General features: G+C 76.2%; 24 protein-coding genes and 2 tRNA genes. 16 read left to right on the forward strand and 10 right to left on the reverse strand.

From position 1 onward, the window contains the following. Window positions 1–78 precede the first annotated feature (78 nt). The 7 genes from Q0789_RS10750 to rpmH form a co-directional block, all read right to left on the reverse strand. Entirely contained in the window at window positions 79–1,056 is a 978-nt protein-coding gene (locus Q0789_RS10750; RefSeq protein WP_366917718.1) for a ParA family protein, read from the reverse strand. A 780-nt stretch (window positions 1,057–1,836) separates the two neighbouring features. After that, window positions 1,837–2,475: a 16S rRNA (guanine(527)-N(7))-methyltransferase RsmG gene (gene rsmG / locus Q0789_RS10755; protein WP_366917719.1), complete on the reverse strand. Its 639-nt coding sequence runs from the start codon at window positions 2,473–2,475 to the stop codon at window positions 1,837–1,839. A gap of 98 nt (window positions 2,476–2,573) precedes the next feature. Beyond that, entirely contained in the window at window positions 2,574–3,149 is a 576-nt protein-coding gene (locus Q0789_RS10760) for a R3H domain-containing nucleic acid-binding protein (protein ID WP_298804990.1), read from the reverse strand. A gap of 244 nt (window positions 3,150–3,393) precedes the next feature. After that, a complete protein-coding gene (yidC, locus tag Q0789_RS10765; protein WP_298804992.1) occupies window positions 3,394–4,668 on the reverse strand; it encodes a membrane protein insertase YidC in 1,275 nt (424 codons plus the stop codon). A gap of 72 nt (window positions 4,669–4,740) precedes the next feature. Then, window positions 4,741–5,028 (reverse strand): membrane protein insertion efficiency factor YidD, encoded by a 288-nt coding sequence (yidD, locus tag Q0789_RS10770; RefSeq protein WP_366917720.1) that lies wholly within the window; start codon window positions 5,026–5,028, stop codon window positions 4,741–4,743. Window positions 5,029–5,093: 65 nt separating this feature from the next. Then, window positions 5,094–5,555 (reverse strand): ribonuclease P protein component, encoded by a 462-nt coding sequence (gene rnpA / locus Q0789_RS10775; protein ID WP_298804996.1) that lies wholly within the window; start codon window positions 5,553–5,555, stop codon window positions 5,094–5,096. Window positions 5,556–5,562: 7 nt separating this feature from the next. Beyond that, entirely contained in the window at window positions 5,563–5,700 is a 138-nt protein-coding gene (gene rpmH / locus Q0789_RS10780; RefSeq protein WP_298804998.1) for a 50S ribosomal protein L34, read from the reverse strand. A gap of 631 nt (window positions 5,701–6,331) precedes the next feature. Here rpmH and dnaA point away from each other — a divergent pair. From dnaA to Q0789_RS10805, 5 genes are all read left to right on the forward strand, one after another. Beyond that, window positions 6,332–7,762, forward strand: coding sequence for a chromosomal replication initiator protein DnaA (gene dnaA / locus Q0789_RS10785; RefSeq protein WP_366917721.1), 1,431 nt, complete (start codon window positions 6,332–6,334; stop codon window positions 7,760–7,762). Between the two features lie 1,035 nt (window positions 7,763–8,797). Then, a complete protein-coding gene (gene dnaN, locus Q0789_RS10790) occupies window positions 8,798–9,940 on the forward strand; it encodes a DNA polymerase III subunit beta (protein ID WP_298805001.1) in 1,143 nt (380 codons plus the stop codon). Window positions 9,941–10,076: 136 nt separating this feature from the next. Further along, window positions 10,077–11,126: a phosphogluconate dehydrogenase (NAD(+)-dependent, decarboxylating) gene (gnd, locus tag Q0789_RS10795; protein ID WP_298805003.1), complete on the forward strand. Its 1,050-nt coding sequence runs from the start codon at window positions 10,077–10,079 to the stop codon at window positions 11,124–11,126. A 92-nt stretch (window positions 11,127–11,218) separates the two neighbouring features. After that, on the forward strand, window positions 11,219–12,601 hold the full coding sequence (gene recF / locus Q0789_RS10800; protein ID WP_298805005.1) for a DNA replication/repair protein RecF: 1,383 nt from the start codon (window positions 11,219–11,221) through the stop codon (window positions 12,599–12,601). Further along, window positions 12,594–13,220 (forward strand): DUF721 domain-containing protein, encoded by a 627-nt coding sequence (locus Q0789_RS10805; RefSeq protein ID WP_298805007.1) that lies wholly within the window; start codon window positions 12,594–12,596, stop codon window positions 13,218–13,220. Before recF ends, Q0789_RS10805 begins: the two co-directional genes overlap by 8 nt. A 7-nt stretch (window positions 13,221–13,227) precedes the next feature. On the opposite strand, the gene Q0789_RS10810 is transcribed toward Q0789_RS10805, so the two are convergent. Continuing rightward, complete coding sequence (locus Q0789_RS10810) at window positions 13,228–13,527, reverse strand: hypothetical protein (RefSeq protein WP_298805009.1); 300 nt, start codon at window positions 13,525–13,527, stop codon at window positions 13,228–13,230. Window positions 13,528–14,144: 617 nt separating this feature from the next. Between Q0789_RS10810 and gyrB the strand changes: the two genes are divergently transcribed. The 5 genes from gyrB (at window position 14,145) to Q0789_RS10835 (ending at window position 20,340) form a co-directional block, all read left to right on the forward strand. Then, window positions 14,145–16,193 (forward strand): DNA topoisomerase (ATP-hydrolyzing) subunit B, encoded by a 2,049-nt coding sequence (gene gyrB / locus Q0789_RS10815; protein WP_366917722.1) that lies wholly within the window; start codon window positions 14,145–14,147, stop codon window positions 16,191–16,193. Between the two features lie 535 nt (window positions 16,194–16,728). Continuing rightward, window positions 16,729–19,461 carry a DNA gyrase subunit A gene (gene gyrA / locus Q0789_RS10820; RefSeq protein ID WP_366917723.1) on the forward strand — a complete coding sequence of 911 codons (2,733 nt, stop codon included), beginning with the start codon at window positions 16,729–16,731 and terminating at the stop codon, window positions 19,459–19,461. Further along, window positions 19,458–20,006: a DUF3566 domain-containing protein gene (locus Q0789_RS10825; protein WP_298805014.1), complete on the forward strand. Its 549-nt coding sequence runs from the start codon at window positions 19,458–19,460 to the stop codon at window positions 20,004–20,006. The genes gyrA and Q0789_RS10825 overlap by 4 nt, the downstream gene beginning before the upstream one ends. Window positions 20,007–20,164: 158 nt before the next feature. Beyond that, window positions 20,165–20,238, forward strand: a tRNA-Ile gene (locus tag Q0789_RS10830). A gap of 29 nt (window positions 20,239–20,267) precedes the next feature. Beyond that, window positions 20,268–20,340, forward strand: a tRNA-Ala gene (locus tag Q0789_RS10835). Window positions 20,341–20,734: 394 nt separating this feature from the next. Here Q0789_RS10835 and Q0789_RS10840 read toward each other — a convergent pair. Beyond that, complete coding sequence (locus tag Q0789_RS10840; RefSeq protein ID WP_298805016.1) at window positions 20,735–21,565, reverse strand: hypothetical protein; 831 nt, start codon at window positions 21,563–21,565, stop codon at window positions 20,735–20,737. A 225-nt stretch (window positions 21,566–21,790) separates the two neighbouring features. On the opposite strand from Q0789_RS10840, the gene Q0789_RS10845 reads away from it, so the two are divergent. Next, a complete protein-coding gene (locus tag Q0789_RS10845; protein ID WP_171202352.1) occupies window positions 21,791–22,318 on the forward strand; it encodes a peptidylprolyl isomerase in 528 nt (175 codons plus the stop codon). Next, window positions 22,315–23,226 carry a rhomboid family intramembrane serine protease gene (locus tag Q0789_RS10850; RefSeq protein ID WP_298805020.1) on the forward strand — a complete coding sequence of 304 codons (912 nt, stop codon included), beginning with the start codon at window positions 22,315–22,317 and terminating at the stop codon, window positions 23,224–23,226. The genes Q0789_RS10845 and Q0789_RS10850 overlap by 4 nt, the downstream gene beginning before the upstream one ends. 511 nt (window positions 23,227–23,737) lie before the next feature. Here Q0789_RS10850 and Q0789_RS10855 read toward each other — a convergent pair. Continuing rightward, the gene (locus Q0789_RS10855; protein ID WP_298805022.1) at window positions 23,738–24,034 is read right to left on the reverse strand and encodes a cell division protein CrgA; all 297 of its coding nucleotides are present in this window, start codon (window positions 24,032–24,034) and stop codon (window positions 23,738–23,740) included. Between the two features lie 119 nt (window positions 24,035–24,153). Here Q0789_RS10855 and Q0789_RS10860 point away from each other — a divergent pair, with 119 nt between their 5' ends. From Q0789_RS10860 to Q0789_RS10875, 4 genes are all read left to right on the forward strand, one after another. Continuing rightward, window positions 24,154–24,903 carry a DUF881 domain-containing protein gene (locus Q0789_RS10860; protein ID WP_298805024.1) on the forward strand — a complete coding sequence of 250 codons (750 nt, stop codon included), beginning with the start codon at window positions 24,154–24,156 and terminating at the stop codon, window positions 24,901–24,903. A 169-nt stretch (window positions 24,904–25,072) separates the two neighbouring features. Next, complete coding sequence (locus Q0789_RS10865) at window positions 25,073–25,843, forward strand: class E sortase (protein ID WP_298805026.1); 771 nt, start codon at window positions 25,073–25,075, stop codon at window positions 25,841–25,843. Then, window positions 25,840–26,070 (forward strand): hypothetical protein, encoded by a 231-nt coding sequence (locus Q0789_RS10870; RefSeq protein WP_298805028.1) that lies wholly within the window; start codon window positions 25,840–25,842, stop codon window positions 26,068–26,070. The genes Q0789_RS10865 and Q0789_RS10870 overlap by 4 nt, the downstream gene beginning before the upstream one ends. Window positions 26,071–26,136: 66 nt before the next feature. After that, window positions 26,137–26,772: an aminodeoxychorismate/anthranilate synthase component II gene (locus tag Q0789_RS10875; protein WP_298805031.1), complete on the forward strand. Its 636-nt coding sequence runs from the start codon at window positions 26,137–26,139 to the stop codon at window positions 26,770–26,772. Window positions 26,773–26,872: the final 100 nt, after the last annotated feature.

Raw genomic sequence — 26,872 nt, forward strand, 5'->3', positions numbered from 1 at the left:
CGTCGTCCTCGCGCCCCGGCCCGGGCCGGTCGCCGCCGGAGCGACGACCGTCCCCGGCCGCGGCGGCACCGCGGCGGCTCAGCGCCGGCTCGTGGAGGTGCCGCCCGCCGCGGTCGCCGGGGTCGGCCGCTCGGCCAGCTCCTGCGCCGCGGCGAGGTACGACAGGGCCCCGCTGGACCCAGGGTCGTAGGTCATCACGGTCTGCCCGTAGGACGGCGCCTCCGACACGCGGACGGAGCGCGGGACCGTCGTCCGCAGCACCGAGCGGGGGAAGTGCTCCCGCACCTCCTCGGCCACCTGCGCGGCCAGCCGCGTCCGCGCGTCGTACATCGTCAGGAGGATGGACGAGACGTGCAGCTCCGGGTTGAGGTGCCGCGTGATCATGTCGATGTTCTTGAGGAGCTGGCTCAGCCCCTCCAGCGCGTAGTACTCGCACTGGATCGGGATGAGCACCTCCTCGGCGCACACGAAGGCGTTGAGGGTGAGCAGGCCGAGGCTCGGCGGGCAGTCGACGAAGACGTAGTCGGGGCGGGGCTCCCCGCGCGCCTCGCAGCGCTCGAGGTAGCCGCGCACGGCGACCCGCAGCCGCGTCTCGCGGGCGACCATCGAGACGAGCTCGATCTCCGCGCCGGCCAGGTCGATCGTCGCGGGGGCGCACAGCAGGCCGGGGACGTCGGGGCACGGCTGCAGGACGTCCTCCAGCGGCACCTCCTCGACGAGCACGTCGTAGAGGCCCGGCACCTCGGCGTGGTGCTCGACCCCCAGGGCCGTCGAGGCGTTGCCCTGCGGGTCGCTGTCGAGGACGACGACGCGGAGCCCGGCCTGCGCCAGGGCCGCTGCGAGGTTGACCGTCGTCGTCGTCTTGCCGACGCCGCCCTTCTGGTTGGCCACGGTGAGAACCCGCGTCCGCGGCGGCGGCGCGAGCGGGCGCCCGGCCAGGGCGATCCTCCGTCGGGCGTCGTCGGCCACCTCCCGGGCGAGCGGCGTGGAGTCGTCCACCTCGGGCAGCGACCCGGCGACCTCGGCCCTCTGCGCGTCGTCCCCGGCGGCGACCACCGCCACGCCGCCGTCGGACGCGGCCGGCACCGGGGGCGAGGCCGAGGCCCGGGAGGAGGACGCGGAGGAGGCCCGCGAAGAGGTCGGGGCGGGGACGTCCGCGTCCTCCGGCGCTGCGGGCCCGTCGGGGTCACCGCCGGAGCCATCGGTCGGGTCCTCGGACCGGCCGGCGTCGACGACGACGTGGTGGAGCTCGGCGCGAGCGACCGCGGGGTCGCCGGTGCTCGGCGCGACGAGGGGGACGTCGGTCACGTCGGCAGGGGGACGCCCGTGCGCCGCCGGCCCGGTCGGGGCGGGGTCCTCAGGGCTCGCGGGCGTGTCGACGTCGTCCTCCACGGGCGTCGGGGCGGGTGCGTCCGGGGCGGGCGAGGGCGCGTCCTGCGCCGCGTCGGCGGCCGGTGCGACCGCCGCGCCCGCCCCCGCCTCCGCGTCGGCCTCCGGCTCGTGCTCCGACGCCGGCTCGACGACGGGTGCGTCGCCCACGTCCTCCGTCGGGTCGGCGTCACCCGGATCGGCCTCGCCCGTGGCCACCGCCTCGGTGCCCCGGGAGCCCTCCGCGTCGGACGCCGGACCCGCGGACGGCTCCGGCACCTCGCGGCCGTGCGGCGGCGTCGGCACGCTCACGACCTCAGTTCCACGTGGAACGGCCGGCCACCCGAGGGCCCCATCGACCTGCTCGACCTGCCGGCCGGGCCAGCCCGGTGCCGTCGTGGTGCGCACCCGCGCCCGCCTCCCTCTCTCGTCGATCGCGGGCAGCGCCCCCGCGCCGACGACCGAGGGTCAGCTGCGGCGGCGCGCCCGCGCGCTGCGGGCCCCGACCCTAGCTCGGACGACGGTGGTGACCTCGTCCAGCAGGCCGTCGCCGCAGGTGAGCACCTCGGGGTCGAGGAGACCGGCGCGGACGAGGGCGCCGCCGTGCGCGGCGACCTCGTCCGCCGCCGTGCCGCCCTTGACCGCCAGCAGCTGTCCGCCCGGCGCCACCAGGGGCGCGCACCAGCGCGCCAGGCGGTCGAGCGGGGCGACCGCGCGGGAGGTGACGACGTCCGCCTCCTCGTGGCCGGCGAGCTCCTCGGCCCGCGCACGGACCACCCGCACGCGGAGGTCGGGGCCCGGTACCGCCGCGTCGAGCACCTCGACGGCGTGCTCCAACCAGCGCACGCGGCGCAGGGCGGAGTCGACGAGCACCAGCTCGAGGTCCGGCCGGGCGAGGGCCAGCACGAGCCCCGGCAGGCCGGCACCGCTGCCGACGTCCAGCACCACCGCGTCCTCGGGCACCAGCTCGGCGACGACGGCGCAGTTGAGGACGTGGCGGCTCCAGAGCCGGGGCACCTCCCGGGGGCCGATGACGCCCCGGACGACGCCCTCGCCGGCCAGCTCGCGGACGAGCACCCTGGCCCCCTCGAGGCCCGGTCCGAGCACCTGCGCCGCGACCTCCGGCTCGTCGGGCAGCTCCACGGCGCCCCGCGGGCGCCGGTCGACGAGGTGCTCCGGGGCCGCGTCCTCCGGCGGCGGGGCGGTCAGGACGCCGCCGTGACGACGACGTGGCGGTCGGCGGCGACGCCCTCGGACTCCGAGCGCAGGCCGGCCTCCGCGACGGCGTCGTGGACGATCTTGCGCTCGTACGGGTTCATGGGCTCCAGGTGCACGGCCTCGCCGCCGGCGCGGACCTGCTCGACCGCCTCGTTCGCCAGGCCGGTGAGGACGACGCGCCGCTGGGCGCGGTAGCCGGCGACGTCGAGCACGAGGCGGCTCCGCTCGCCCGTGCGGGCCTGGACGGCCAGGCGCGTCAGCTCCTGCAGCGCCTCGAGCACGCGACCGTCGTCGCCGACGAGGCGGCGCAGGGAGCCCGGCGCGGCGTCGTCCTCGAGCACCGAGACCGACGCGCGGCCGTCCTCGACGTCGATGTCGAGGTCGCCGTCGAGATCGGCGATGTCGAGGAGCTCCTCGAGGTAGTCGGCGGCGACGTCGCCCTCCTCCTCCAGGCGCGCGCGGCGCGTGGGCGCCTCCTCGCCGGTGCCGGGGTGGGTGCCCTCGCCCGCCTCCGCTGCCGACGCGTCCACCACGGCGCCGTCCGTCGAGCCCTGAGTCGTCATGCTGCCTCCTCCACCGCGCGGCGGTCGCCGCAGTCGTCGGGGGACCGTCGTGGGTCCTGCCCCGGTTGGTCCTGCCCCGGTCGGTCGTGCCCCGGTCGGTCGGACATCGACGCGGCGGTCGCCACCTCGCGGTCCACCGTCCCGTCGGCCCTCACCGGTCGCCCGTCGGGAGCCGTCCCGTGGACCGCACTCCCGGACCGCCTGCGCCGTCCGGGGGCGGTCGTGGCCGGCCCGGGCGGGGGCGTCAGCTCCCGCGCGAGGGCCGCTTCGCCGCCGGCCGCGAGCCCTGCCGGCCCCGCTGGCCGTTCCGGCTGGCGCTGCCCGTCGGGCGACGGCGCCCCGGCGCGTGCGCCGCGCCCGTGCCGTTCGCCCCTCCCGGGGCTGCGCCCGCGGCTCCGGCGCCGTCCCGGCGCGCCGCGGGGGCGGCGTCCGGGCCCGCGGCGTCGCCGTCGGCGTCGCCCTCCCCGTCACCGCTCTTTTGGGCGTCCTCCTCGGGGCCATCCTTCTTCTGGCCACCGCTCCTCTCACCGCCGTCCGTGCCGCCGGCGGGCTTCTCACCCGCGGCCGGCTCGCCGGGGCGCCGCTGGCGGTCCTTGCGCCGGGGCTGCACGCGCTGCCCGCGCGGTGCGTCGCCGGCGGCGGCCGGCCCGGTGGCGGTGCCCTTGGTCAGGTCCTCGACGGTGGTGCCCTGCTTGCGCGCCTTCCGCTCGAGGAGCTTCGCCTCGGCGGCCGAGCCCGGGGCGGGCATGTTGCGGATGACGTAGAACTGCTGGGCCATCGACCACACGTTCGTCGTGAGCCAGTACAGGAGCACGCCGATGGGGAAGTTGACGCCCGTGACGGCGAAGACCAGCGGCAGGACGTACATGATGATCTTCTGCTGCTGCGCCATGGGGTTGTCGGCCATGGACGCCGGCATGTTCTTCGTCATCAGCTGGCGCTGGGTCGTGAAGGTCGTCACCGACATCAGCACGATGAGCAGCACGGTCACGAGCTTGGTGACCAGGTCGTCGCTGCCGAGGAAGGTCGACGACAGGGGCGCGCCCAGCAGGCTGGAGGCCTCGGCCTGCGCCGCCACGTCCTGCGTCATGCGGCCGATGGGTTCGCGGTCGCCCGCGGCGATGGCGCTGAGGCCGTTGAGCACCTGGAACAGCGCGAAGAAGATCGGCATCTGCAGCAGGATCGGCAGGCAGGACGCGAAGGGGTTGGTGCCGGCCTTCTTGTAGGCCGCCATCGTCTCCTCGGTCATCTTCTGCCGGGAGGCGGGGTCGGTCTTCCCCTTGTACTTCTGCTGGATCTTGCGCACCTCGGGCGCGACGATCTGCATGCCGCGCGAGGCCTTGATCTGCTTGACGAACAGCGGGATCAGGACGACGCGGATCACGACGACGAGGGCCACGATCGAGAGCGCCCACGTCCAGCCGGACGTGGGGTCCATGCCGGCCGAGGTGAGCAGGTCGTGCGCCGTCACCATGATCCAGGCGACGACGTACTCGATGGGGCGGAGGATCTCGAGCATGGGCTCCTGCCGTGGTGGGCGTGGGTGGTGCCGGTCCGTCGTGCGCTCCGGCGGGGGGCGCCGGCGGGTCTCTCAGGCGGGGGGCGCCCCGCCCGGCGGGTCCTCGGCGCGGCCGCCCACCGGTGGGACGTGGTCGACCCCGCCGGGGTTCCAGGGGTGGCACCGCAGGAGGCGCCGAGCGGCGAGCCACCCCCCGCGCGCCGCGCCGTGGCGGTCCAGCGCCTGCACGGCGTAGGACGAGCACGACGGGTAGAAGCGGCAGACCGGCGGGTACCAGGGCGAGACGACCAGCTGCCACGTCCGGACGAGGAGCACGAGGACGCGGCGCGGCCACGTGCGCGGGTCCGCCGCCCCGCGCACGGCGCTGCCGCGGGGGGCCGAGGAGCCCTCGGTTCCGGCCCGAACGCCGTCGGTCACGGGGGCGCTCACGCGCCCACGCCCGCGGGCCGCGGAGCCGACCGACCAGCACCCGACCGAGACCCACCCGACCGAGGTCCACCAGGACGACCGGCCCCGGACCGGCCGCCACGGCGAGCGCGGCGCAGGGCGTCGTCGAGGTCGAGCGCCAGGTCGGCGGAGGTGGCCCCCGCCGAGGGCGGCAGGGCCCTGACGACCAGCTCGGTCCCGGCGGGCAGGCCCTCGAGGCGGTCGGCCACGAGGTGCCGCAGGCGACGGCGCACGCGGTTGCGGACGACGGCGCCGCCGACCGCCCGGGAGACGACGAACCCCGCCGCCGCGGGACGCGGAGACGGGGTGGCGTCGTCCGCCGCCGCCCCGGAGGGGATCAGGACGTGGACGACGAGGGTCGGGCGGCCGGCCCGGGCGCCGCCGCGCACCGCGCGCCCGAAGGCGTCCGCGGTGCGCACACGACGACCGGCCGGCAGCACGGCCGGCTCAGGCGGAGAGCTCGCCGCGGCCCTTGCGGCGGCGGGCGGCGAGGATGGCGCGACCGGCGCGGGTGCGCATGCGCAGGCGGAAGCCGTGGGTCTTGGACCGACGGCGGGTGTTCGGCTGGAAGGTGCGCTTGCTCACGTCTGCTCCACGGGGGTCTGGCGCGCTGCCGGCCAGCGCACGGAGGTCTCTGGTCAGCGCTCCGGCGCTCCCGCGCGCCACCCCGGTGGGGCGGACGGCGTCACTGGTGGGCCGGGCTCAGACCGCAGCACGGTACGGGCGCGCCGAGCCCCCGGTCAAACCACCGGCGCGCTGCGGGGTGACAGCGCCTCCGGCGCCCGCGCGCGGCCCCGTCCTGCGGGGGCGCCGCGAGTCCTCCCGACCTCCTGCGCGACGAGGCTCCCGATCGTCCCCCTCGTGGGGGTAGTGTCCGCGGACCGACACGCCGCCGGTCCGTCGAGGGCCCGGCCGGTCGTGCCGGATCCACCCCGGCGACCGTCGGTCGCACCGGGGCCGGAGGCGGGGGCCGACCCGGGGGTGCGTGGCCCCGACCGGGTCCCGGTGTGCTACCCACAGGTGTGGACAACTCTGTGGACCGCGCCGTCCGGCTCGGGCGCGCCCTCGTCGCGGGGCTGCACGGCCCCCGACCGGGGGCGCTGGCCGCCCCGACCGGGGCGGGACGCACGAGCGGCGCGGGCGCCGGACGGGGAGAGGGCGCGTGAGCACCGACGGCGGCGAGCAGCCCGACCTGCCCCTGGCCTGGTCGCGGGCGATGCAGCGCTTCCGCGGCGACGAGCGCATCACCGCCTCGAACCTGGGCTTCCTGCGCCACACGCGACCCCTCGGCCTGCTCGACGGGACGCTGCTGCTGGTCGTGCGCGACGACCTCACGAAGAGCGTCCTCGAGCAGCGGGTCCGCGACGTCGTCGTCGGCGTCCTCGGCGAGGAGCTGGGCCGCCCGGTCCGGCTGGCCATCACGGTCGACCCCTCGCTCGACGTCGACGCCCTCGACGGCCCGGCCGACGGCAGCGTCGAGGCCGGGGTCGACGGGACCTCGCCCACGGACGACGACGAGGGCACCGCCGCGACGGGGGGCCTGGAGCGGGCGGTCGACGAGCTGCCGCCGCCCGTCGGGGTGCGCCCGCGCGACCCGGGCCGTCCGAGCGAGCCCACTCGGCTCAACCCCAAGTACACGTTCGACAGCTTCGTCATCGGCGCCTCCAACCGCTTCGCCCACGCGGCGGCCGTGGCCGTGGCCGAGGCGCCGGCGAAGGCGTACAACCCGCTCTTCGTCTACGGGGAGTCGGGGCTCGGCAAGACGCACCTGCTGCACGCCATCGGCGACTACGCCGCCAAGCTCTACCAGGGCGTGCGCGTGCGGTACGTGAACTCGGAGGAGTTCACCAACGACTTCATCAACTCCATCCGCGACGACAAGGCGTCGGCCTTCCAGCGCCGGTACCGCGACGTCGACGTCCTGCTCATCGACGACATCCAGTTCCTGTCGAACAAGGTGCAGACGCAGGAGGAGTTCTTCCACACCTTCAACACGCTGCACAACGCGGACAAGCAGGTCGTCGTCACGAGCGACCTGCCGCCCAAGCAGCTGTCGGGCTTCGAGGAGCGCATGCGCTCGCGCTTCGAGTGGGGGCTCATCACCGACGTCCAGCCGCCCGACCTCGAGACGCGCATCGCCATCCTGCGCAAGAAGGCCGCGGGCGACGAGCTGCAGGCGCCGGACGACGTCCTCGAGTTCATCGCGAGCAAGATCTCGACGAACATCCGCGAGCTCGAGGGCGCCCTCATCCGCGTGACGGCCTTCGCCAACCTCAACCGCCAGGGCGTGGACCTGCCGCTCGCCGAGGTGGTGCTCAAGGACCTGCTGACCGACACGGGCACCGGCGTCGTCACCGTCGCGACGATCATGGCGCAGGCCTCCGACTACTTCGGCGTCACGATGGAGGACCTCGCCGGCGCCTCGCGCTCGCGCACCCTCGTGACGGCCCGCCAGACGGCCATGTACCTGTGCCGTGAGCTCACCGACCTCTCCCTGCCCAAGATCGGGCAGGCGTTCGGCGGTCGCGACCACACCACGGTCATGCACGCCAACCGCAAGATCCGCGAGCAGATGGCGGAGCGCCGCTCGACCTTCAACCAGGTCACCGAGCTCACCAACCGGATCAAGCAGCAGCACCGCTCCTGACCGCCCCCGGGGGCAGCAGCCCACGAGGCCGCGACCGGGACACGCTCGCCCGGACGGGGCTGCGCCTGCGAGGGCGCCGCGCGTGGCGGTGACGTCCGCCCAGGTGGGGGCGGGTGGTGTCCGGGGCACGTCAGGCGTGCGCCCGTGCTGGGCGCCAGCCCCAGCGAGGGAGCGTAGCCAGTGCCCCGGGCGGCGCCCGCGCCCACCGGTCCAGCCACGACGGACCAGCCACCCAGGCCCCGGGCACGGACCAGCGCGGCAGGCCCACCGCCACGACGGCCGGTGACGTCCGCGCAGGTGGGGGCGGGTGGCGTGCGGGGCACGTCGGGCGAGCGCCCGTGCTGGGCGCCAGCCCCAGCGAGGGGGCGTAGCCAGTGCCCCGCACGCCACCCGCGCCCACCCACCCAGCCACGAGACACCCAGCCACGAGACACCCGGCCACGAGACACCCGGCCACGAGACACCCGGCCACGAGACACCCGGCCACGAGACACCCGGCCACAGATCACCCGGACGACGGTCACGACGACGCCGCGGCCCCGGCAAGCGCCTCCCCACAGGTGTGCACAACCCTGTGGACATCTGTGGAGATCCCCCCGTGCGCGTCCACACCCCCGTGGACGGAGAGCCGGGGCCGCACCGGCGTGCACACCCCCGGGTCGACCCGGCGGACGGGCGCCCCCACGGCGTCCCGAGGGCGACACGCGACGTGACCTGCGGCGCCGTCCCGTCCTCCACAGCGTCCACAGCACCGATGACGAGGACGAGCCTCCCCGGTGAAGAGGAGATCCGCGCACAGCTGGTGGAGGGCCTGTCTGGGGACGAGCGCCTCGAGGCCGGCGACGCGGGAGGTGGGCGAGCCCGGGAGCGACGCGCCGTCGCTGGTGCGACCCGGGAGGGGACGGTGGAGCGGGCCCTCGCCGCGAGCCGCGTCTGCCGTAGGGTCGGCGACCGCGCCCGCGCGTCCGCCGGGCCGCACCAGCGGACGCACCCCTGCAGCGAGCAGCGCGGGGGCGCCGGGAGGGGTCGGTCGCCGTGAGGTTCAGGGTCGAGCGCGACGTGCTCGCGGAGGCGGTCACGTGGACCGCGCGCTCCCTCCCCACCCGTCCGCCGGTGCCGGTGCTCGCCGGTCTGGTGCTCGACGCCGACGCGAGCGGGACGCTGTCGTTCGCGGGCTTCGACTACGAGGTCTCGGGGCGCGTCGAGGTGGCCGCGGAGGTCGAGGACGCGGGCCGGGCGCTCGTGTCGGGGCGCCTGCTGGCCGACATCGCGCGGAGCCTGCCGAGCCGGCCGGTGGAGGTCGTGAGCGAGGGCTCGAAGGTGACGCTGACGTGCGGCGCCAGCCGCTTCCAGCTGCTGACGATGCCCGTCGAGGAGTACCCGGCGCTGCCGGAGATGCCCGCGTCCAGCGGCGTGGTGGCGGGCGACGTGCTGACGCAGGCGGTGGGCCAGGTCGTCGTCGCCGCGAGCCGCGACGAGACGCTGCCGATCCTCACCGGCGTCCGCATGGAGATCGAGGGCGACCGGCTGACGCTGCTGGCCACGGACCGCTACCGGCTCGCGATGCGCGAGCTGGCGTGGTCCCCCGCGACGCCGGGGGCGTCCACGACGGCGCTCGTCCGCGCCCGCACGCTCTCGGAGGTGGCGCGCTCGCTCGGCTCGGGCGGGGGGGACGTCGTCGTCGCGCTGTCCGACGGCACGAGCGGCACGGGCACGGCGATGATCGGCTTCGAGGCGGGGGGCCGGCGCACGACGTCGCTGCTCGTCGACGGCGAGTACCCGAAGGTGCGCTCGCTGTTCCCGGCCGAGTCGGCCGTGCGCGCCGTCGTCGGGCGCGAGGAGCTCGTCGACGCGGTGCGGCGCGTGTCGCTCGTGGCGGAGCGCAACACCCCGGTGCGGCTGTCTTTCACCGAGGGCCAGGTGGTCCTCGAGGCCGGCGCCGGGGACGACGCGCAGGCGAGCGAGGCCCTGCCGGCGACGCTCGACGGCGAGCCGCTGGAGATCGCCTTCAACCCGGCGTTCCTCCTCGACGGGCTGGGGGCGCTGCCGACGCCGCACGTGCGCCTGTCCTTCACCCAGCCGACGAAGCCGGCGGTCCTCACGGGCCAGCAGGAGCCCGAGGGCGACGACGACCCGGGCTACCGGTACCTGCTCATGCCCGTCCGGATGGCCGGCTGAGCCTCCCCCGCGGGGGAGCCGAGCGGCGCGAGCGGCGGCGCGGCACCACGCTGGGGGCCGTGCGCGGCCGGCGCACGCGGGCGGCCGCCGCCCGGGACGTCCAGGCAGCACCGCGGGAGCGGTGGGGAGGAGCGGCATGAGCACCGACACGAGCACGAGCGCGACCACGGGGAGCGCCAGCCCGGTCCAGCACCTGGGGATGGTGGGCCTCGGGCGCATGGGCGGCGGGATGCGGGACCGCCTGCGCGAGGCCGGCCTGCAGGTCACCGGCTACGACCGGGACCCGGACGCCACGGACGTCGACAGCCTGGCCGCGCTCGTCGAGGCGCTGCCGACGCCGCGCGCGGTCTGGGTGATGGTCCCGGCCGGGGACGTCACGCACTCGGTCATCACCGAGCTCGCCGGCCTCCTCGAGGAGGGCGACCTCGTCGTCGACGGCGGCAACTCCAAGTGGACGGCCGACGAGGAGCACGCCCAGCAGCTCGCCGCGCGGGGCGTCCGGTTCGTCGACTGCGGCGTCTCCGGCGGCGTGTGGGGCCTCGAGGCCGGGTACGGCCTCATGTGCGGCGGCGCCGAGGACGACGTGGCGCGGATGATGCCCGTCTTCGACGCGCTGCGTCCCGAGGGCCCCCGCGAGGAGGGCTTCGTCCACGCCGGCCTCGTCGGCGCGGGCCACTACGCGAAGATGGTCCACAACGGCATCGAGTACGGCCTCATGCAGGCCTACGCCGAGGGCTTCGAGCTGCTGCTCGCCAAGGGGATCGTCACGGACGAGACCGGGTGCTTCAAGGCCTGGACGCGCGGCACCGTCGTGCGCTCGTGGCTGCTCGACCTCCTGGTGCGGGCCCTCGAGGAGGACCCGGCGCTGGAGAAGCTGCAGGGCTACGTCGACGACTCGGGCGAGGGCCGCTGGACGGTCCAGGAGGCGGTCGAGAACGCCGTCCCCGCGCCGGTGATGTCCGCGGCGCTCTTCGCCCGCTTCACCTCGCGCCAGGCGGACTCCCCCGCCATGAAGGCCGTGGCGGCGCTGCGCAACCAGTTCGGCGGGCACGCCGTCCACACCGCCGGCCCGAGCTCGGGCGGCGGGGACACCCCCGAGAGCGAGCTGCCCGAGACCGGGGACGAGACCGACGCCGCGAAGGCCGGGCCGACGTCGGGCGGCTCGGACGTGGACCACTCCGCCTAGCCCTCGCCCACCGAGGCCGCCCGTCCTCCCGGACGGGCGGCCTCGGAGCGGGACGAGGACGGGGACGGGGACGGAGGACGGAGGTCGGCGCGGTGCACGTGGCGCACCTGTCGCTCGCCGACTTCCGCAACTACGAGCGCGCCGAGCTCCCGCTCGAGCCCGGGGTGACGGCGCTCGTCGGCCCCAACGGCCAGGGGAAGACGAACCTCGTCGAGGCGCTCGGCTACGTCGCCTCCCTGTCGAGCCACCGCGTCGCGAACGACGCCCCGCTCGTGCGGGCGGGCGCCGAGCGGGCGGTCGTGCGCGCGAGCGTGGTGCGCGACGGCCGCCCGCTGCTCGCGGAGGTCGAGATCAACCCGGGGCGCGCGAACCGGGCGCGGCTGGGGCGCTCGGCCCTGCCGCGGGCGCGCGAGCTCGTCGGCACGCTGCGCACCGTGCTCTTCGCGCCGGAGGACCTCGCCCTCGTCAAGGGCGACCCCGAGGGCCGGCGCCGCTTCGCCGACGACCTCCTCGTGCTCCTCGCCCCGCGCCTGGCCGGCGTCCGCGCCGAGTACGACCGGGCGCTGAAGCAGCGCAACGCCCTGCTGCGCTCGGCGGGCGCGACGAGCGCGGCGCGCCGCGGCGCGGGCCCGCTGCCCGGCATCGAGGTGTGGGACCACCAGCTGGCGGCCCTGGGCGCCGACCTGCTGTCCGCGCGGCGCTACCTCCTGGCGCGGCTCGCGCCGTACGTCGCGCGCGCCTACGACGCCGTCGCGGAGACGGCGCCCGGCGGGACGGGCGCGGGCGCCGCGGCGGAGGGCGGCGCCGCCGACGTCGTCCGGCTCGCCTACCGCGGCTCGCTCGCCGAGCACCGCGGCGAGGGCGAGGAGGACCTGTCCTCCGAGGCGGCCCGGGAGGCGGGCGCCGCACCGCGGGACGTCCTGGCCGCCCAGCTCGTCGAGGCGATGGAGCAGTTGCGCCGCCGTGAGGTCGAGCGGGGGCTGACGCTCGTGGGCCCGCACCGCGACGACGTCGTGCTCTCCCTGCGCGGGCTGCCCGCGCGGGGGTACGCCAGCCACGGGGAGTCGTGGTCCTACGCGCTCGCGCTGCGGCTGGGCGCCTACGAGCTGCTGCGCAGCGAGGGGCCGGGGACGCCGTCCGAGCGCGAGCCCGTGCTCGTCCTCGACGACGTCTTCGCCGAGCTCGACGCGCGCCGGCGCTCCCGGCTGGCCGAGCTGGTGGCGGGCGCCGAGCAGGTCCTCCTCACCGCGGCCGTGCCCGAGGACGTGCCCCCTCAGCTCACCGGGCGCCGCGTGCACGTGCGCGCCGGCGCCCTGCAGCTGCCGCCCGACGGCGGACGGGCCGAGGACGCCGTCGCCGACGGCGGTCCCGCCGCCGACGAGGGGTCCGTGCCCGAGGAGGCCGCTCAGGAGGGCTCCGCCGACGAGGGCTCCGCCGCGCAGGGCTCCCCCGGTGGGAGGGACGGGCGTGGCTGAGCGTCCCGGCGAGCCCGAGCCCCCCGAGCCCCCCGGGGGCCCCGGCGGTCCTCCCGACCCGCCGGCCGACGGCGACGCCGCGCTCTCCGCGGACCCGTCCGCGGACGCCGTGCGCGCGGCGCTGGGCCGCGCGCGGGCGGCGGCCCGCGCCCGCGGCGTCCTGCCGGGGGCCCCCGGCAGCGGCGGGAAGAGCTCGGACCAGCGGCGCCGCGAGGAGCGCCGCCGCCGCGGCACGGCGATGTCCGGCGCCGGGCCGGACGACCGCGACCCCCAGACGGTGGGCCGCAGCGTCGACCGGCTCGTCGGCGAGCTGGGCTGGTCGGCGCCCGTCGCCGTCGGCGGCGTCGTCGGCCGGTGGGAGCAGGTCGTCGGCCCCGAGGTGGCGGCCCACGCGACGCCCGAGCGGTTCGCGGACGGCGTCCTCGTCGTCCGCGCCGACTCGACGGCGTGGGCGACCCAGCTGCGGCTGCTCGAGCCGGTCATCGCCCGCCGCCTCGACGAGGAGCTCGGCGCCGGCGTCGTCGTCAAGCTGCAGGTCCGCGGCCCCGGCGCCCCCTCGTGGCGGCGCGGGCCCCGCCGGGCGCCCGGCGGCCGAGGACCGCGCGACACCTACGGGTGAGGGTCGGTCAGCGGACCGGGCCGCTCCCGGCGGCAGGACCGGTGGGTTCACCGGTGGGGCGCGCCGGGGGTGGGCGCAGCGCGGCCAGCACCGTCCCCGCGAGGGCGAGGAGCAGCAGCGCGGGCGCCGCCGCGAGCGCCGCGCCGACCGGCTGGCCGCCGGCCAGCGCCCCGACGCCCACCCCGAGGACGGCCGCCCCGAGTGCGGCGGCGACGACGGCCAGCACCGCGACGCCCCGCCGCTGCGCGCCGTCGACCGTCGCGAGCGCGCGGCGGACGCCGTCGACGGGACCGGTCGGACGGCTCACGGCGTCCTCCTCCTGCGCGGGGCGGTGGGCGGGCGCAGCGACCGCCCGGTGCGCACCCACGGTAGGCGGGGCGACCCGCCCTCACAGCGGCACGTCCCACCAGCCCGCCGTCCTCCACGCGCTCCCGCCCCGACGTGTCCCCCCGGTCCCCGTCCTCGGCCGTCCGACGGGCGCGCGCGCCGACCGCGTACCCCCCGTCCAGACCGGCCCCCGACCCGCTCAGCGCGCCGCTGAGGGGCGTCATCGCGGTCCGGCGTCCCGGACGGCGGCTCCTCGCGGGGTAGACTCGTCGTGATCAGCAGGGCTCTCGCGCACGCGCGCGCCGGCGCCTGCGCAGCACTCCGCGGAGGGACCCCCGCCTCGTGACGAGCACCGGACCTGAGGGCGCGCCCGACCCCACCTGGGAGACCGACCCCACGGCCGCGCCGTCGGCCCCGGGAGCTCCCGCCCCGCACGGCACCCCCGCCCACGAGGGCGCCGCCACCGGCCCGGACGCGGGCGTCCAGGACCGCGAGCGGCTCGAGCGCGACGACGTCGCCGACGCCGAGCACGTCGCCCCCGTCAGCCAGGACGGCGACGGCCTGGACCCCAGCACCCGTCCCGAGGACGCCCGCTCGCTGGCCTCCCAGGTGAGCGAGGGCAGCTACGGCGCGGACGCCATCACCGTCCTCGAGGGCCTCGAGGCCGTCCGCAAGCGCCCCGGCATGTACATCGGCTCCACCGGCGAGCGCGGTCTGCACCACCTCGTCTACGAGGTCGTCGACAACGCCGTCGACGAGGCGCTCGCCGGCTACTGCTCCCACATCGAGGTCGTCCTGCGCGCCGACGGCGGCGTCTCGGTCACCGACGACGGCCGCGGCATCCCCGTCGACGTCCACGCAGGAGAGGGCCGCTCGGCCGTCGAGGTCGTCCTCACCGTGCTCCACGCCGGCGGCAAGTTCGGCGGCGGCGGGTACGCCGTCTCCGGCGGCCTGCACGGCGTCGGCGTCTCCGTCGTCAACGCGCTCTCCGAGCGCCTCGACGTCGCCGTCCGCCGCCAGGGCCACGTCTGGCGCCAGAGCTACCGCCTCGGCGTCCCCCAGGCTCCCCTCGAGCGCGGCGAGCAGACCGACGAGACCGGCACGACCGTCGTCTTCTGGCCGAGCGACGAGGTCTTCGAGACCACCGTCTTCGACTACGAGACGCTGCGCGGCCGCTTCCAGCAGATGGCCTTCCTCAACAAGGGCCTGACCATCAGCCTCGCCGACCAGCGCGACGGGCGGGGCGACGGCGGGGGCGCCGACGAGGGCGAGGAGGCCGGCGAGACCGGCCCCGACGCGCCCAGCGGCGCCGAGGGCACCGACGTCGCCGACGACGGCGCCCGCCGCGGCGTCACCTACCGCTACGACGGCGGCCTCGTCGACTACGTCACCCACCTCAACGCCTCGAAGAAGGTCGACGTCGTCCACGACGAGGTCATCTCCTTCGAGAGCGAGGACGCCGAGCGCCAGATCGACGTCGAGATCGCCATGCAGTGGACGGGCGCCTACTCCGAGAGCGTCCACACCTACGCGAACACCATCAACACCCACGAGGGCGGCACCCACGAGGAGGGCTTCCGCTCCGCGCTGACCTCGCTCGTCAACCGCTACGCGCGCACGAAGAACCTGCTGCGCGAGAAGGACGACAACCTCACGGGCGACGACATCCGCGAGGGCCTCACCGCCGTCATCTCCGTCAAGCTCGGCGAGCCCCAGTTCGAGGGCCAGACGAAGACGAAGCTCGGCAACACCATCGCCCGCACCTTCGTCCAGCAGGTGGTCAACACGGAGCTCGGCGACTGGCTGGAGCGGAACCCGGGCGCGGCCCGCGAGGTCATCCGCAAGTCCATCCAGGCCTCCGCCGCCCGCATGGCCGCCCGCAAGGCCCGCGAGGCCACCCGCCGCAAGGGCCTGCTCGAGTCCGGCGGCATGCCCGGCAAGCTCCGCGACTGCCAGTCGAAGGACCCGGCCCGCTCGGAGATCTTCGTCGTCGAGGGCGACTCCGCCGGCGGCTCCGCCGTCCGCGGCCGCAACCCCGAGACCCAGGCGATCCTCCCCATCCGCGGCAAGATCCTCAACGTCGAGAAGGCCCGCCTCGACCGCGCGCTCGGCAACAAGGAGGTCCAGGCCCTCATCACGGCCTTCGGCACCGGCATCGGCGAGGACTTCGACATCGCCAAGCTCCGCTACCACAAGGTCGTCCTCATGGCCGACGCCGACGTCGACGGCCAGCACATCGCGACCCTCCTGCTGACCCTCCTCTTCCGCTACATGCGGCCCCTCATCGAGGGCGGCCACGTCTACCTCGCCCAGCCCCCGCTCTACCGCCTCAAGTGGACCCAGGGCGAGCACCAGTACGTCTACTCCGACCGCGAGCGCGACGCCATGACCAAGGAGGGCATCGCCGCCGGCCGCCGCCTCCCCAAGGACAACGGCGTCCAGCGCTACAAGGGCCTCGGCGAGATGGACTACTCCGAGCTCTGGGACACGACGATGGACCCCGACACCCGCACCCTCCGCCAGGTCACCATCGGCGAGGCCGCGGGCGCGGACGAGATCTTCAGCATCCTCATGGGGGAGGACGTCGAGTCGCGCCGCTCCTTCATCCAGCGCAACGCCAAGGACGTCCGCTTCCTGGACATCTGACGGTGCCGGTTCACGTGGAACGTCTGCTCGGGGCCGGGTGCCTCTCGGCTGGGGGCGCCGGGCGCCGGACCCGCCGAGGGCACTGGCTACGCACCCGCGCTGGGCTGCTGCCCAGCACGGATGCTCGCCTGACGTGCCCCCGGCGGGTCCGCCCCCCGGCGCTCGTGCACGTCGCCCGGCCGCAGGCGTCCTCCCTCGTGGCTCCGGCGCCGCGGTCGGATGACCGGGCGCGGACGTCGTCGGCGGGCGGGAGCCGGAGCGGCCGGCTCGCCGAGGGCGGTCTCGACGCGACCACGGGGGTGGTGACCTCCCCGAGCGCGAGGGGAGGCAGCCGCCTCGCGCCCCCGGCCACGACGACGGTGCGCCCCACGCCCCCCGCCCGGACGACGGCGACCGCAGCGCACCCAGCCGCAGCACAGACCCCGACGGTGCCCCAGCACGTGCACCGCCTCCTCGACGAAGGACTGACGTGAGCGAGACGACGCCCCCGGGCCCGGAGACCGACCGCATCGAGCCGGTCGACCTGCAGCTCGAGATGCAGCGCAGCTACCTCGACTACGCGATGAGCGTGATCGTCGGGCGCGCGCTGCCCGAGGTGCGGGACGGGCTGAAGCCCGTGCACCGGCGGGTGCTCTACGCCATGTACGACGGCGGGTACCGGCCCGACCGCGGGTTCAACAAGTGCAGCCGCGTGGTCGGCGACGTCATGGGGCAGTACCACCCTCACGGCGACAGCTCGATCTACGACACCCTCGTGCGGCTCGCGCAGGACTGGACGCTGCGGTACCCGCTCGTGCAGGGGCAGGGGAACTTCGGGTCGCCCGGCAACGACCCGGCCGCGGCGATGCGGTACACGGAGTGCCGTCTGGCGCCGCTGGCCATGGAGATGGTCCGCGACATCGACCAGGACACGGTCGACATGGGCCCGAACTACGACGGGCGCACCGAGGAGCCGGTGATCCTGCCGAGCCGGTTCCCCAACCTGCTCGTCAACGGCAGCGCCGGCATCGCCGTCGGCATGGCGACGAACATCCCACCGCACAACCTCCGCGAGGTCGGGTCGGGTGTGCAGTGGTTCCTCGAGAACCCCACGGCCAGCCGCGAGGAGCTGCTCGAGGCGCTCCTCGAGCGCATCAAGGGCCCCGACTTCCCGACGGGGGCGCTCATCACGGGGCGCCGGGGCATCGAGGACGCGTACCGCACCGGGCGCGGGTCCATCACGATGCGGGCGGTCGTCGAGGTCGAGGAGATCGCCGGGCGCACGTGCCTCGTCGTGAAGGCGCTCCCCTACCAGGTCAACCCCGACGACCTGGCGCAGAAGATCGCCGAGCTCGTCCGGGACGGGCGGATGGCCGGCATCGCCGACATCCGCGACGAGACGTCGGGCCGCACCGGGCAGCGGCTCGTCATCGTGCTCAAGCGCGACGCCGTCGCGAAGGTCGTCCTCAACAACCTGTACAAGCACACGGCGCTGCAGCAGAGCTTCGGCGCCAACATGCTGGCGCTCGTCGACGGGGTGCCGCGCACGCTCTCGCTCGACGGCTTCGTGCGGCACTGGGTCGACCACCAGATCGAGGTCATCGTCCGGCGCACGCGCTACCGGCTGCGGCAGGCCGAGGAGCGGGCCCACATCCTGCGCGGGCTCGTCAAGGCGCTCGACGCGCTCGACGAGGTCATCGCCCTCATCCGGGCGGCGGCGACGGTCGAGGTGGCGCGCGACGGGCTCATCGAGCTGCTCGACATCGACGAGCTGCAGGCCCGCGCCATCCTCGACATGCAGCTGCGGCGCCTCGCGGCCCTGGAGCGGCAGCGGATCGTCGACGACCTCGCGGCGCTGGAGCTCCAGATCGCCGAGTTCCGGGCGATCCTCGAGAGCCCGCAGCGCCAGCGCGACATCGTCTCGGCCGAGCTCGCGGAGATCATCGAGAAGTACGGCGACGACCGGCGCACCGAGATCATCCCCTTCGACGGGGACATGTCGGCCGAGGACCTCATCCCCGAGGAGGAGGTCGTCGTCACCATCACGCGCGGCGGGTACGCCAAGCGCACGCGCACCGACGCCTACCGCTCGCAGCGGCGCGGCGGCAAGGGCGTGCGCGGGACGGCGCTGCGGGGCGACGACGTCGTCGAGCACTTCTTCACGACGACGACGCACCACTGGCTGCTCTTCTTCACGAACCTCGGCCGGGTGTACCGCGCCAAGGCGCACGAGCTCCCCGAGGGCTCGCGGGACGGTCGGGGCCAGCACGTGGCCAACCTCCTGGCCTTCGCGCCGGGCGAGCAGATCGCCCAGGTGCTCGACATCCGCGACTACGAGCAGGCCCCCTACCTCGTGCTGGCCACGCGGCGGGGCCTCGTGAAGAAGAGCCGCCTGTCCGACTACGACTCCCCGCGCGCCGGCGGCCTCATCGCCATCAACCTGCGGGGCGCCCAGACGGCGGAGCTGGACGTCGCCGCCGACGGCGGGGACGCGGACGGTGACGGCGAGGGCGCCGCGGCCGTGGCGGTCGGCGGGGACGAGCTGGTCTCGGCCGTCCTCGTCGAGGCGACCGACGACCTCCTCCTCGTGTCCCGCAAGGGGCAGTCGCTGCGCTTCACGGCGACCGACGAGGCGCTGCGGCCGATGGGCCGGGCGACGTCCGGCGTCACGGGCATGCGCTTCCGGGAGGACGACGACCTGCTCGCGCTCGGCGTCGTGCCCGAGGGCAGCCGGCGCGAGGTCTTCGTCGTCGTCGAGAACGGCACGGCCAAGCGGACGCCGGTGGACGCCTACCGGGTCCAGGGCCGCGGCGGGTACGGCATCAAGGTGGCGCGGCTGGCCGAGCGCGGCGGCGACCTCGTGGGGGCGCTGCTCGTCGAGGACGGCGACGAGGTGCTCGTCGTCATGGGCCGCGGGCGCATCGTGCGCAGCCGGGTCGACGAGGTGCGCCCGACCGGGCGCGACACGACGGGCGTCCGCTTCGCGACGCCGGACGACGGCGACGCGATCATCGCCGTCGCCCGCAACGCCGAGCGGGTCATCGAGGACGAGGTCGCGGCGGCTGACGCCGAGGGCGTGGCGCCGTCCGACGGCACCTCCACGGGAGGGTCACAGGTCGGCGACACCGGGGGGTCCGCGCGCGGGGACGCCGGTGCGGCCGGTGGTGATGGCGTAGCGTCCGCCGTCGAGGCAGGCCCCGGCGGCGGGACCGACGACGACGCCGCGAGCGACGTCGACGACGGCGCCGGGGACGACGGGGCGGACGACGACCGAGGGAGTGGCGCGTGAGCGCGAGCGAGGCGCGGACCCAGCAGTCGACCGCCGGAGGTGCTCGCGCGACGTCCGCGGAGCGCAGCGCCGACGGCGGTGAGCAGCGCAGGCCGGGCGAGGCCCGCGCGGGCCAGCAGCGCCCGGCGGGCGGCGCGGGCGCCACGACGGCGGAGGGGCGCCGCGCCGGCGCCCCCGCGGGCAGCACCCAGCGGCGGGTGCGGCTGAGCGTCTCGCGCATCGACCCGTGGTCGGTCCTGAAGCTCTCCTTCCTCCTGTCGGTGGTCATCGGCATCGCCGTCGTCGTGGCCGCGGCAGCCCTGTGGACGGTGCTCGACGCGGTCGGGGTCTACGACAGCGTCAACAACGTCATCGGCGACTTCACGGGGACGGGCAGCGTCGACGTCACGACGTACGTGGGCTTCTCCCAGGTCGTCTCGGCCGCCACCGTGCTGGCCGTCGTCGACGTCGTGCTCCTCACGGCGCTCTCCACCCTGGGCGCGGTCGTCTACAACGTCGCCTCCGCGCTCGTCGGCGGGCTCCGCGTCACGCTGACCGACGACTGACGCCGACCGACCGGGGTGGCTGGTCCGGGCACCGCGATCCGGCCACCCGGGGACCGCGGAGGGGTGGGGCGCCCGCCGTTCGCGCCTCCCCCCGGTGCTGGGGTAACCTCCCGGCTGCACGGCGCGACCGCCTCCGGGTGGTGGCGCCGCGGCGTCCCGGGCCTATAGCTCAGTCGGTTAGAGCGCTTCCCTGATAAGGAAGAGGCCAGAGGTTCAAGTCCTCTTAGGCCCACCGCTGGCGCCCCTGCGCCGGTCGCCCCCGGGGGCGTGGCGCAACTGGTAGCGCACCTGCTTTGCAAGCAGGGGGTTAGGGGTTCGAGTCCCCTCGCCTCCACCCCGAGCCCTCGAGGGCTGCCCGACGAGAGCCCCGGACCCCCGCGGTCCGGGGCTCTCGTCGTCCCGCCCGCCGCCTCCACCACCGTGCCGGCCCACGTCTGTCTCCGCGTCCGCCGACCGGTGCCCTATGACGGCGACGTGTGGCCATGTCGCCCTCCGAGGGCGCCTCGTGGGGGCGACATGGCCACACGTCGTCCTGCCCGGGTGGTCGGAGGGGCGACGTGGCCACACGTCGCCGTCGGGCTCGGCGGGGTGAGGGCGACATGGCCACACGTCGCCGTCGGGCTCGGCGGTGCGCCTCGGGGCGACGGAGCCGCACGTCGCCCGGGGGCGGACGCACGACGGCCCGCCCCCGGTCGGGAGCGGGCCGTCGGTCGGGCTGGAGCCGGGGGTCAGGACGAGCTGCCGCCCTGCTTCTCCTCGGCCTTCGCCTGGCCCTTGTCGATGTTCTGCTGCGCCGTGCCGGACGCCTTGTCGGCGCCCTCCTTCACGGTGTTCGCGCTCTTGTCCGCCGCGCTCTTGGCCTGGTCGGCGGCCTTGTCGGCCGCCTCCTTCACCGAGGCGGTGGCGGACGCCGTCGCGGAGCGGGCCTTGTCGCCGGCGTCGGCCGGGGACGTCGAGCCGCTCGTCGCCGTGGTGCTCGTCGACGTGGCCGCGCCGCCGGGGGCACCGGAGTAGGCCGAGCCGCCGGTGCTCGCGGCCCACGGGTCCTGCGAGGGCTGCGAGGAGCGCCACGCGGCGTAGGCCGCGCCGCCGGCCGCGCCCAGGACGCCGAGGACGAGGAGGACCTTGCCGACCCCGCCGCTGCGCTGGTTGCGCTTGGCCTTCTTCTCGACCTTCTTCAGCGACTTCTGCTGCTTCTTCAGCGAGCCCTTGACGGGCTTGTAGGCCTCGTCGACCTTGTCCGACGCCGCGCCGGCGGCGGCGTTGAGGGACTCGACGATGCGGGGCAGCAGGTCGTCGACGAGCTTGTCGTGCGCGGCGTCGACCGCCGGCACGAGCCCGCCGGCCGCCGCGGCCACGCGCGGCGCCGTGACCTCGAGGCTCTTGTCGCGGGCGCGCTCGTAGTGGGGCGTCGCCCAGTCGCGGGCCGCGCCCGCGTAGTTCGTGGCGCTCTTGCGCGCGGAGTCGGCCGCCGGGCCGACGCGGTCCTTGAGCGCGGCCGTCTGGTCGCGCAGCTGCTTGGCCGCCTTCTCGCTGCGGGTCTTCGTCCCGAAGTGCACGCGGTCCTCCTTGCGGGTCAGGGCCACCGCCGGGAAGGGCGGTGGCAGGTGGCTGCGGTGGTGCGCGGGCCGTGCTGGCGCCGGCCGCTGGTGCTCGAGTCGGTCCTGTCCGGCCGCCGCCGCGGACGGCGGACGTGTCGGTGGATCATCCTGCCCTCCACGCGGCCCGCGCGCCGCTCGGGGACGGCGATCGTCGCGCGCGAGCCCCCGTGGGAGGATCGCCGCATGTTCGCGACCCTGCACACGTCCGTCGGTGACATCCGCGTCGAGCTCTACGAGGACCGCGCCCCGAAGACCGTCAAGAACTTCGTGGGCCTGGCCACCGGGGAGCAGGAGTGGAGCGACCCCCGCACGGGGAAGCCGTCCTCCGAGCCCCTGTACTCCGACGTCGTCTTCCACCGCATCATCAGCGGCTTCATGATCCAGGGCGGCGACCCGCTGGGCACCGGCACCGGCGGCCCCGGCTACACCTTCGACGACGAGATCCACCCGGGTCTCGACTTCACGCAGCCGTACGTCCTCGCCATGGCCAACGCGGGTACCCGTGGCGGCAAGGGCACCAACGGCTCGCAGTTCTTCATCACCCTGGCGCCCACGACGTGGCTGCAGGGCAAGCACACGATCTTCGGCGCCGTCGCCGACGACGAGTCCCGCGCCGTCGTGGACGCCCTGGGCGCGGTGCCCACCGGCGCCGGCGACCGCCCGCGCGAGGACGTCGTCCTGCGCAGCGTCGAGGTCGAGCGCTCCGCGTGAGCACCGCCGGTCCCGGCTCGCCGGGTGCGCCCGGCGAGCCGGACCGGCCCGGCGCGGGCGACCAGCACGGCCCCGGCGGGGGCGCCGGGGTGCCCGTCTGCCCCCGCCACCCCGACCGCGAGTCCTACGTCCGGTGCCAGCGCTGCGGGCGCCCGACGTGCCCGGAGTGCCAGCGCGAGGCCCCCGTCGGCGTCCAGTGCGTCGACTGCGTCGCGCAGGCCCGGCGCGAGGCCCCCACCGTGCGCACCGCCCTCGGGGGGCGGGCCCGCGGTGGCCGGCCCGTCGTCACCCTCACGCTCATCGGTGCCTGCGTGGCCGTGTACGTCCTGCAGGTCGCCAGCCGTGGCGTCGTCACCAACTACCTGGCCTTCTTCCCGCCCGTCGCGGGCGCCGAGCCCTGGCGCTACCTCACCTCGGCGTTCCTCCACTCCCAGGGCGGCCTGCTGCCGCTGCACCTGCTGCTCAACATGTACGTCCTGTACGTCGTCGGTCCCCCGCTCGAGCAGCTCCTCGGCCGCGGTCGCTTCCTCGCGCTGTACCTGCTGAGCGCCTTCGGCGGGTCGGTGGCGTTCCAGCTCGTGTGGGCCGTCTTCGACACGCCGACGAACTTCGCCGTCGGCGCCTCGGGAGCCGTCTTCGGCCTCTTCGGCGCCCTGCTCGTCGTGCAGCGCCGCATGCGCGTGCCGGTCGGCCAGATCGGCGTGGTCCTCGGCATCAACCTCGTGCTGTCCTTCGTCATCCCCGGCATCGCCTGGGAGGCCCACCTCGGGGGCCTGGCGACCGGTGCCGCGGCCGCCGCCCTGCTCGTGCGCGCCCCCCGCCGGCCCGCCGCGCAGGCCGCCGGCCTGGCCGGCCTGGCCGTCCTCTGGGTGGCCCTCGCCGTCGTCGCGACCCTGCTCCGCGGCTGACGCGCCCTCCCGGAGCCCGTCCGCCCCTCTGTCCACAGGCGTCGTCCCCACCCTGGGGACGGCTCGTCGCCGGTGTCGGCTCGGTCACGACGGCGCCGGGAGGATCGGCGGCCCTGCGTGCGGCTGGACCTCGCCGGCCGCGACCGCGTCGACCCCCCTCGTGCGCCGGTGCCTCGCCGAGGGGGCCCGTCGCCTGCGCCTGCGCGGCGGGCGGCTGGTGCGCTCCGGCCCGCCTGACCTGCCCGACCTCGTCGGGCTCGCGGACGACAGCGGCCCACCGGCGTCGAGGCGGCCGACCGCCCGTGACCCGCTGACCGGAGCCGCCGGAGCCGCCGGAGCCGCCGGAGCACAGCGTCGGGCGGCCACCTGTGGACGACCGCGAGGTTCTCCACACTGTGGAGAACTCCTGGGGACGAAGCACACGCGTGTGGTTCCGCTGCTCAGCGGCCTGGGTCGCGCCAGCGCTGCGGTCGTGAGGAGCGGGCCGACGGCCCGCCGTCCACCGAGCGGCTCAGCGCCAGCGAGTCGTCATGAGGAAGCCGACGAGGACGATGGCGAAGCCGGCCACGAGGTTCCAGCTGCCGATGCCGGGCACGGGGAAGCGGTTCTCGGTGACGTACCAGACGACGATCCACGCCAGGCCCAGGACCATGAGGCCGAGCATCACCGGCACGTACCAGCGGGGGTTGGGGGCGGCGGGGCGCGCCGTCCGGGTGCCGCCCACGGGGCCGTCCGGGGTGCGCGCGGCCGCGCCCTCGGGGGTGCGGGGGGCGCTCTTGCGACGTCGTCGGCCTCGGGACTCCGGCATCGGGGGCTCCTGCGGTCGGGTGCGGTGGCGTGCTCGCCCCCCGCGTCCGCGCCCGGTGGCGGAGGTCGCCTCCCGCGGCGCCCGGCGCGGGCGGCGGAGCGGTGCGTAGCCTAGTGGCCGTGGGGGCGAGGGCACGGGAGGGACGGCGCCGGGGCACCCGTGCGCGCTCGCGCGCGGGCACCGCGGCCGTGACGGCGGTGCTGTGCCTCGCGGGCCTGCTGTTCGCCACGAGCGCCGACACCGCCGACGGCACCGACCTCCGCCAGGAGGACGAGGACCTGCGCGCCGTCGTCGCCGACGAGTCCCACCGGGTCGCCGTCCTCGAGGAGCAGGTGTCGGCCCTGCGCGTCGGCGTCGACGAGCTCTCGGGCGACGAGGCCCCGGGAGCCGGCTCCGCGGCGGCGGACGCCCTCGCCGTCGCGAGCCAGACGGCTCCCGCGACCGGGGAGGGCCTCGTCGTCGTCCTCGCCGACGCGCCCCGCGAGACGGCGCTCGCCCCCGGCTACGCCCTGCAGGACACCGTCGTCCACTCCCAGGACGTGCAGGCCGTGGTCAACGCCCTGTGGCAGGGCGGCGCCGAGGCCATGGGCGTCATGGACCAGCGCGTCATCGCCACGACGGCGGTGCGCTGCGTGGGCAGCACCCTGCGCGTCCAGGGCCGCTACTACCCGCCGCCGTACCGCATCGAGGCCGTCGGCGACCCCGAGGAGCTGCGTGCCGCCCTGGAGTCCTCCGCGCAGGTCCAGCTGTACCGGGCGGCCGCGCGCGACCTCGGCCTCGTCTACGACGTCTCCGAGGACGACCTCGAGCTGCCGGCCTACGGCGGCTCGCTGCGCATGTCCTACGCGAGCGTGCCGCCCAGCGCCTGACCCGCCGCCCCGTCGCCGGCTCCGCGCTCGTCGGGCCGTCCCACCGGGCCGGGACCTCGGCTCCAGCGGGCGACCCGGCGTGCCGATGGTCCGGGTGAGGACGGCGCCCCGCGGGGCTCCCCGTCCTCTCACGGACGGCGGGCATCACGGGAGGCGGGGAGGGGCGCGCGTGGCGGCAGCGGTCGTCGTGGTGGGCGGGACCTCCCGCGGCAGCACCCCCGGGGAGCGGCCGTCGGTCCCGGCCGTCGTCGCCGCGCTCCTCGGCGAGCTGCTCGTCACGGCCGGCGTCCTCGTCCTGCTCTTCACCGCCTGGCAGCTGTGGTGGACCGACGTCGTCGCCGGGCGCGAGCAGGCGGTCACGACGGCGACGCTCGTCGACGACTGGCGCAGCCTCGCCGACGGGCGCCCCGCGCCCCCCGTCGCCGCGGCGTCCGCCGTCCCGCCCGCGCTCGCCGACCCGGCCCCGGGCGCCCCCTTCGCCCTCGTCCACGTGCCCCGCTTCGGCCCGGACTGGGACCCGCGCCCGGTCGTGGAGGGCACGTCCGTCGACGACCTCCAGGCGGGCGTCGGCCACTACCCCGGGACGGCGCTGCCCGGCGAGGTCGGCAACGTGGCGCTGGCCGGGCACCGCAACACCTACGGCCGGCCCTTCCACGAGATCGCCGAGCTGCGCCCCGGCGACCCCGTGGTGCTCGAGACGGCGGAGGGCTGGTTCGTGTACCGCGCCACGACGGCCGAGGTCGTGCCGCCCTCGCGGGTCGAGGTCGTCGCGCCCGTGCCCGGCGACCCGTCGGCCGTCCCCGTCGAGAGGCTCCTCACCATGACCGCCTGCCACCCGATCGGGTCGGCCCGGGAGCGCTACGTGCAGCACGCCGCCCTCGACCGCTTCGTGCCCCGCGCCGTCGGCGCGCCGGCCGAGCTCGCCGGCGGGGCCGCGTGAGCGTCTACGGCGCCCTGTGGCGCCGCCTGCCGGGCCCCACCGCGGTCCGCGTCCTCCTGGCGCTCGCGCTGGCGCTCGCCGTCGTCGCCGTCTGCTTCCGGTGGGTGTTCCCCGCGGTCGCGCCCTCCGTACCCTGGAACAGCGGGACGGTCGAGGTCGCTGCACCGATGACCGCACCCGTGCCGGCAGCACCCGCACCACCACCGGCAGACCGACCACCGTCCTAGCCGCCCGCCGCCATCGTGCTCGGGCCGGCCGGGTCGGCCCCGACACCGGACCCCGGAGCGCCCCGCATGAGCTCGTCCTCGAGCAGGATCCTCGTCGTCGACAACTACGACAGCTTCGTGTGGACCATCGTCGGGTACCTGCAGCAGCTGGGCGCGGAGTGCGAGGTCGTCCGCAACGACGAGGTCGGCGCGTCCGCGGTCGGGGAGGTCGACGGCGTCCTCGTGTCGCCCGGGCCGGGGGCGCCCGCCGACGCCGGGTCGAGCCCGGAGCTCGTGCGGGCCTGCGCGGCGACGTCGACCCCCATGCTCGGGGTCTGCCTCGGCCACCAGGTGCTCGCCGAGGTGCACGGCGCCGTGGTCACGCACGCCGAGGAGCTCATGCACGGGCGCACGAGCGAGGTGCACCACGGCGGCCGGGGGGTCCTCGACGGGCTGCCGGCGCCCTTCACGGCCACCCGGTACCACTCCCTGGCCGTCGTCGACGCGACGGTGCCCGACGAGCTCGTCGTCACCGCCCGCACGCCGGGCGGCGTCGTCATGGCGCTGGAGCACCGGGACGCGCCGCTCTACGGCGTCCAGTTCCACCCCGAGTCGGTGCTGACGCAGGGGGGCCACCGCCTGCTCGCCAACTGGCTCGCGGTGTGCGGTGACGAGGGGGCGCCCGCCCGCTCGGAGGGCATGGCGCCGCTCGTGCGCCGGTAGGGCGGAGGGCCGCTCGTGCGCCGGTAGGGCGGAGGGCCGCTCGTGCGCCGGTAGGGCGGAGGGCCGCTCGTGCGCCGGTAGGGCGGAGGGCCGCTCGTGC

Origin of the sequence: uncultured Pseudokineococcus sp. (assembly GCF_947499845.1) — a bacterium.
GTDB lineage: Bacteria > Actinomycetota > Actinomycetes > Actinomycetales > Quadrisphaeraceae > Pseudokineococcus.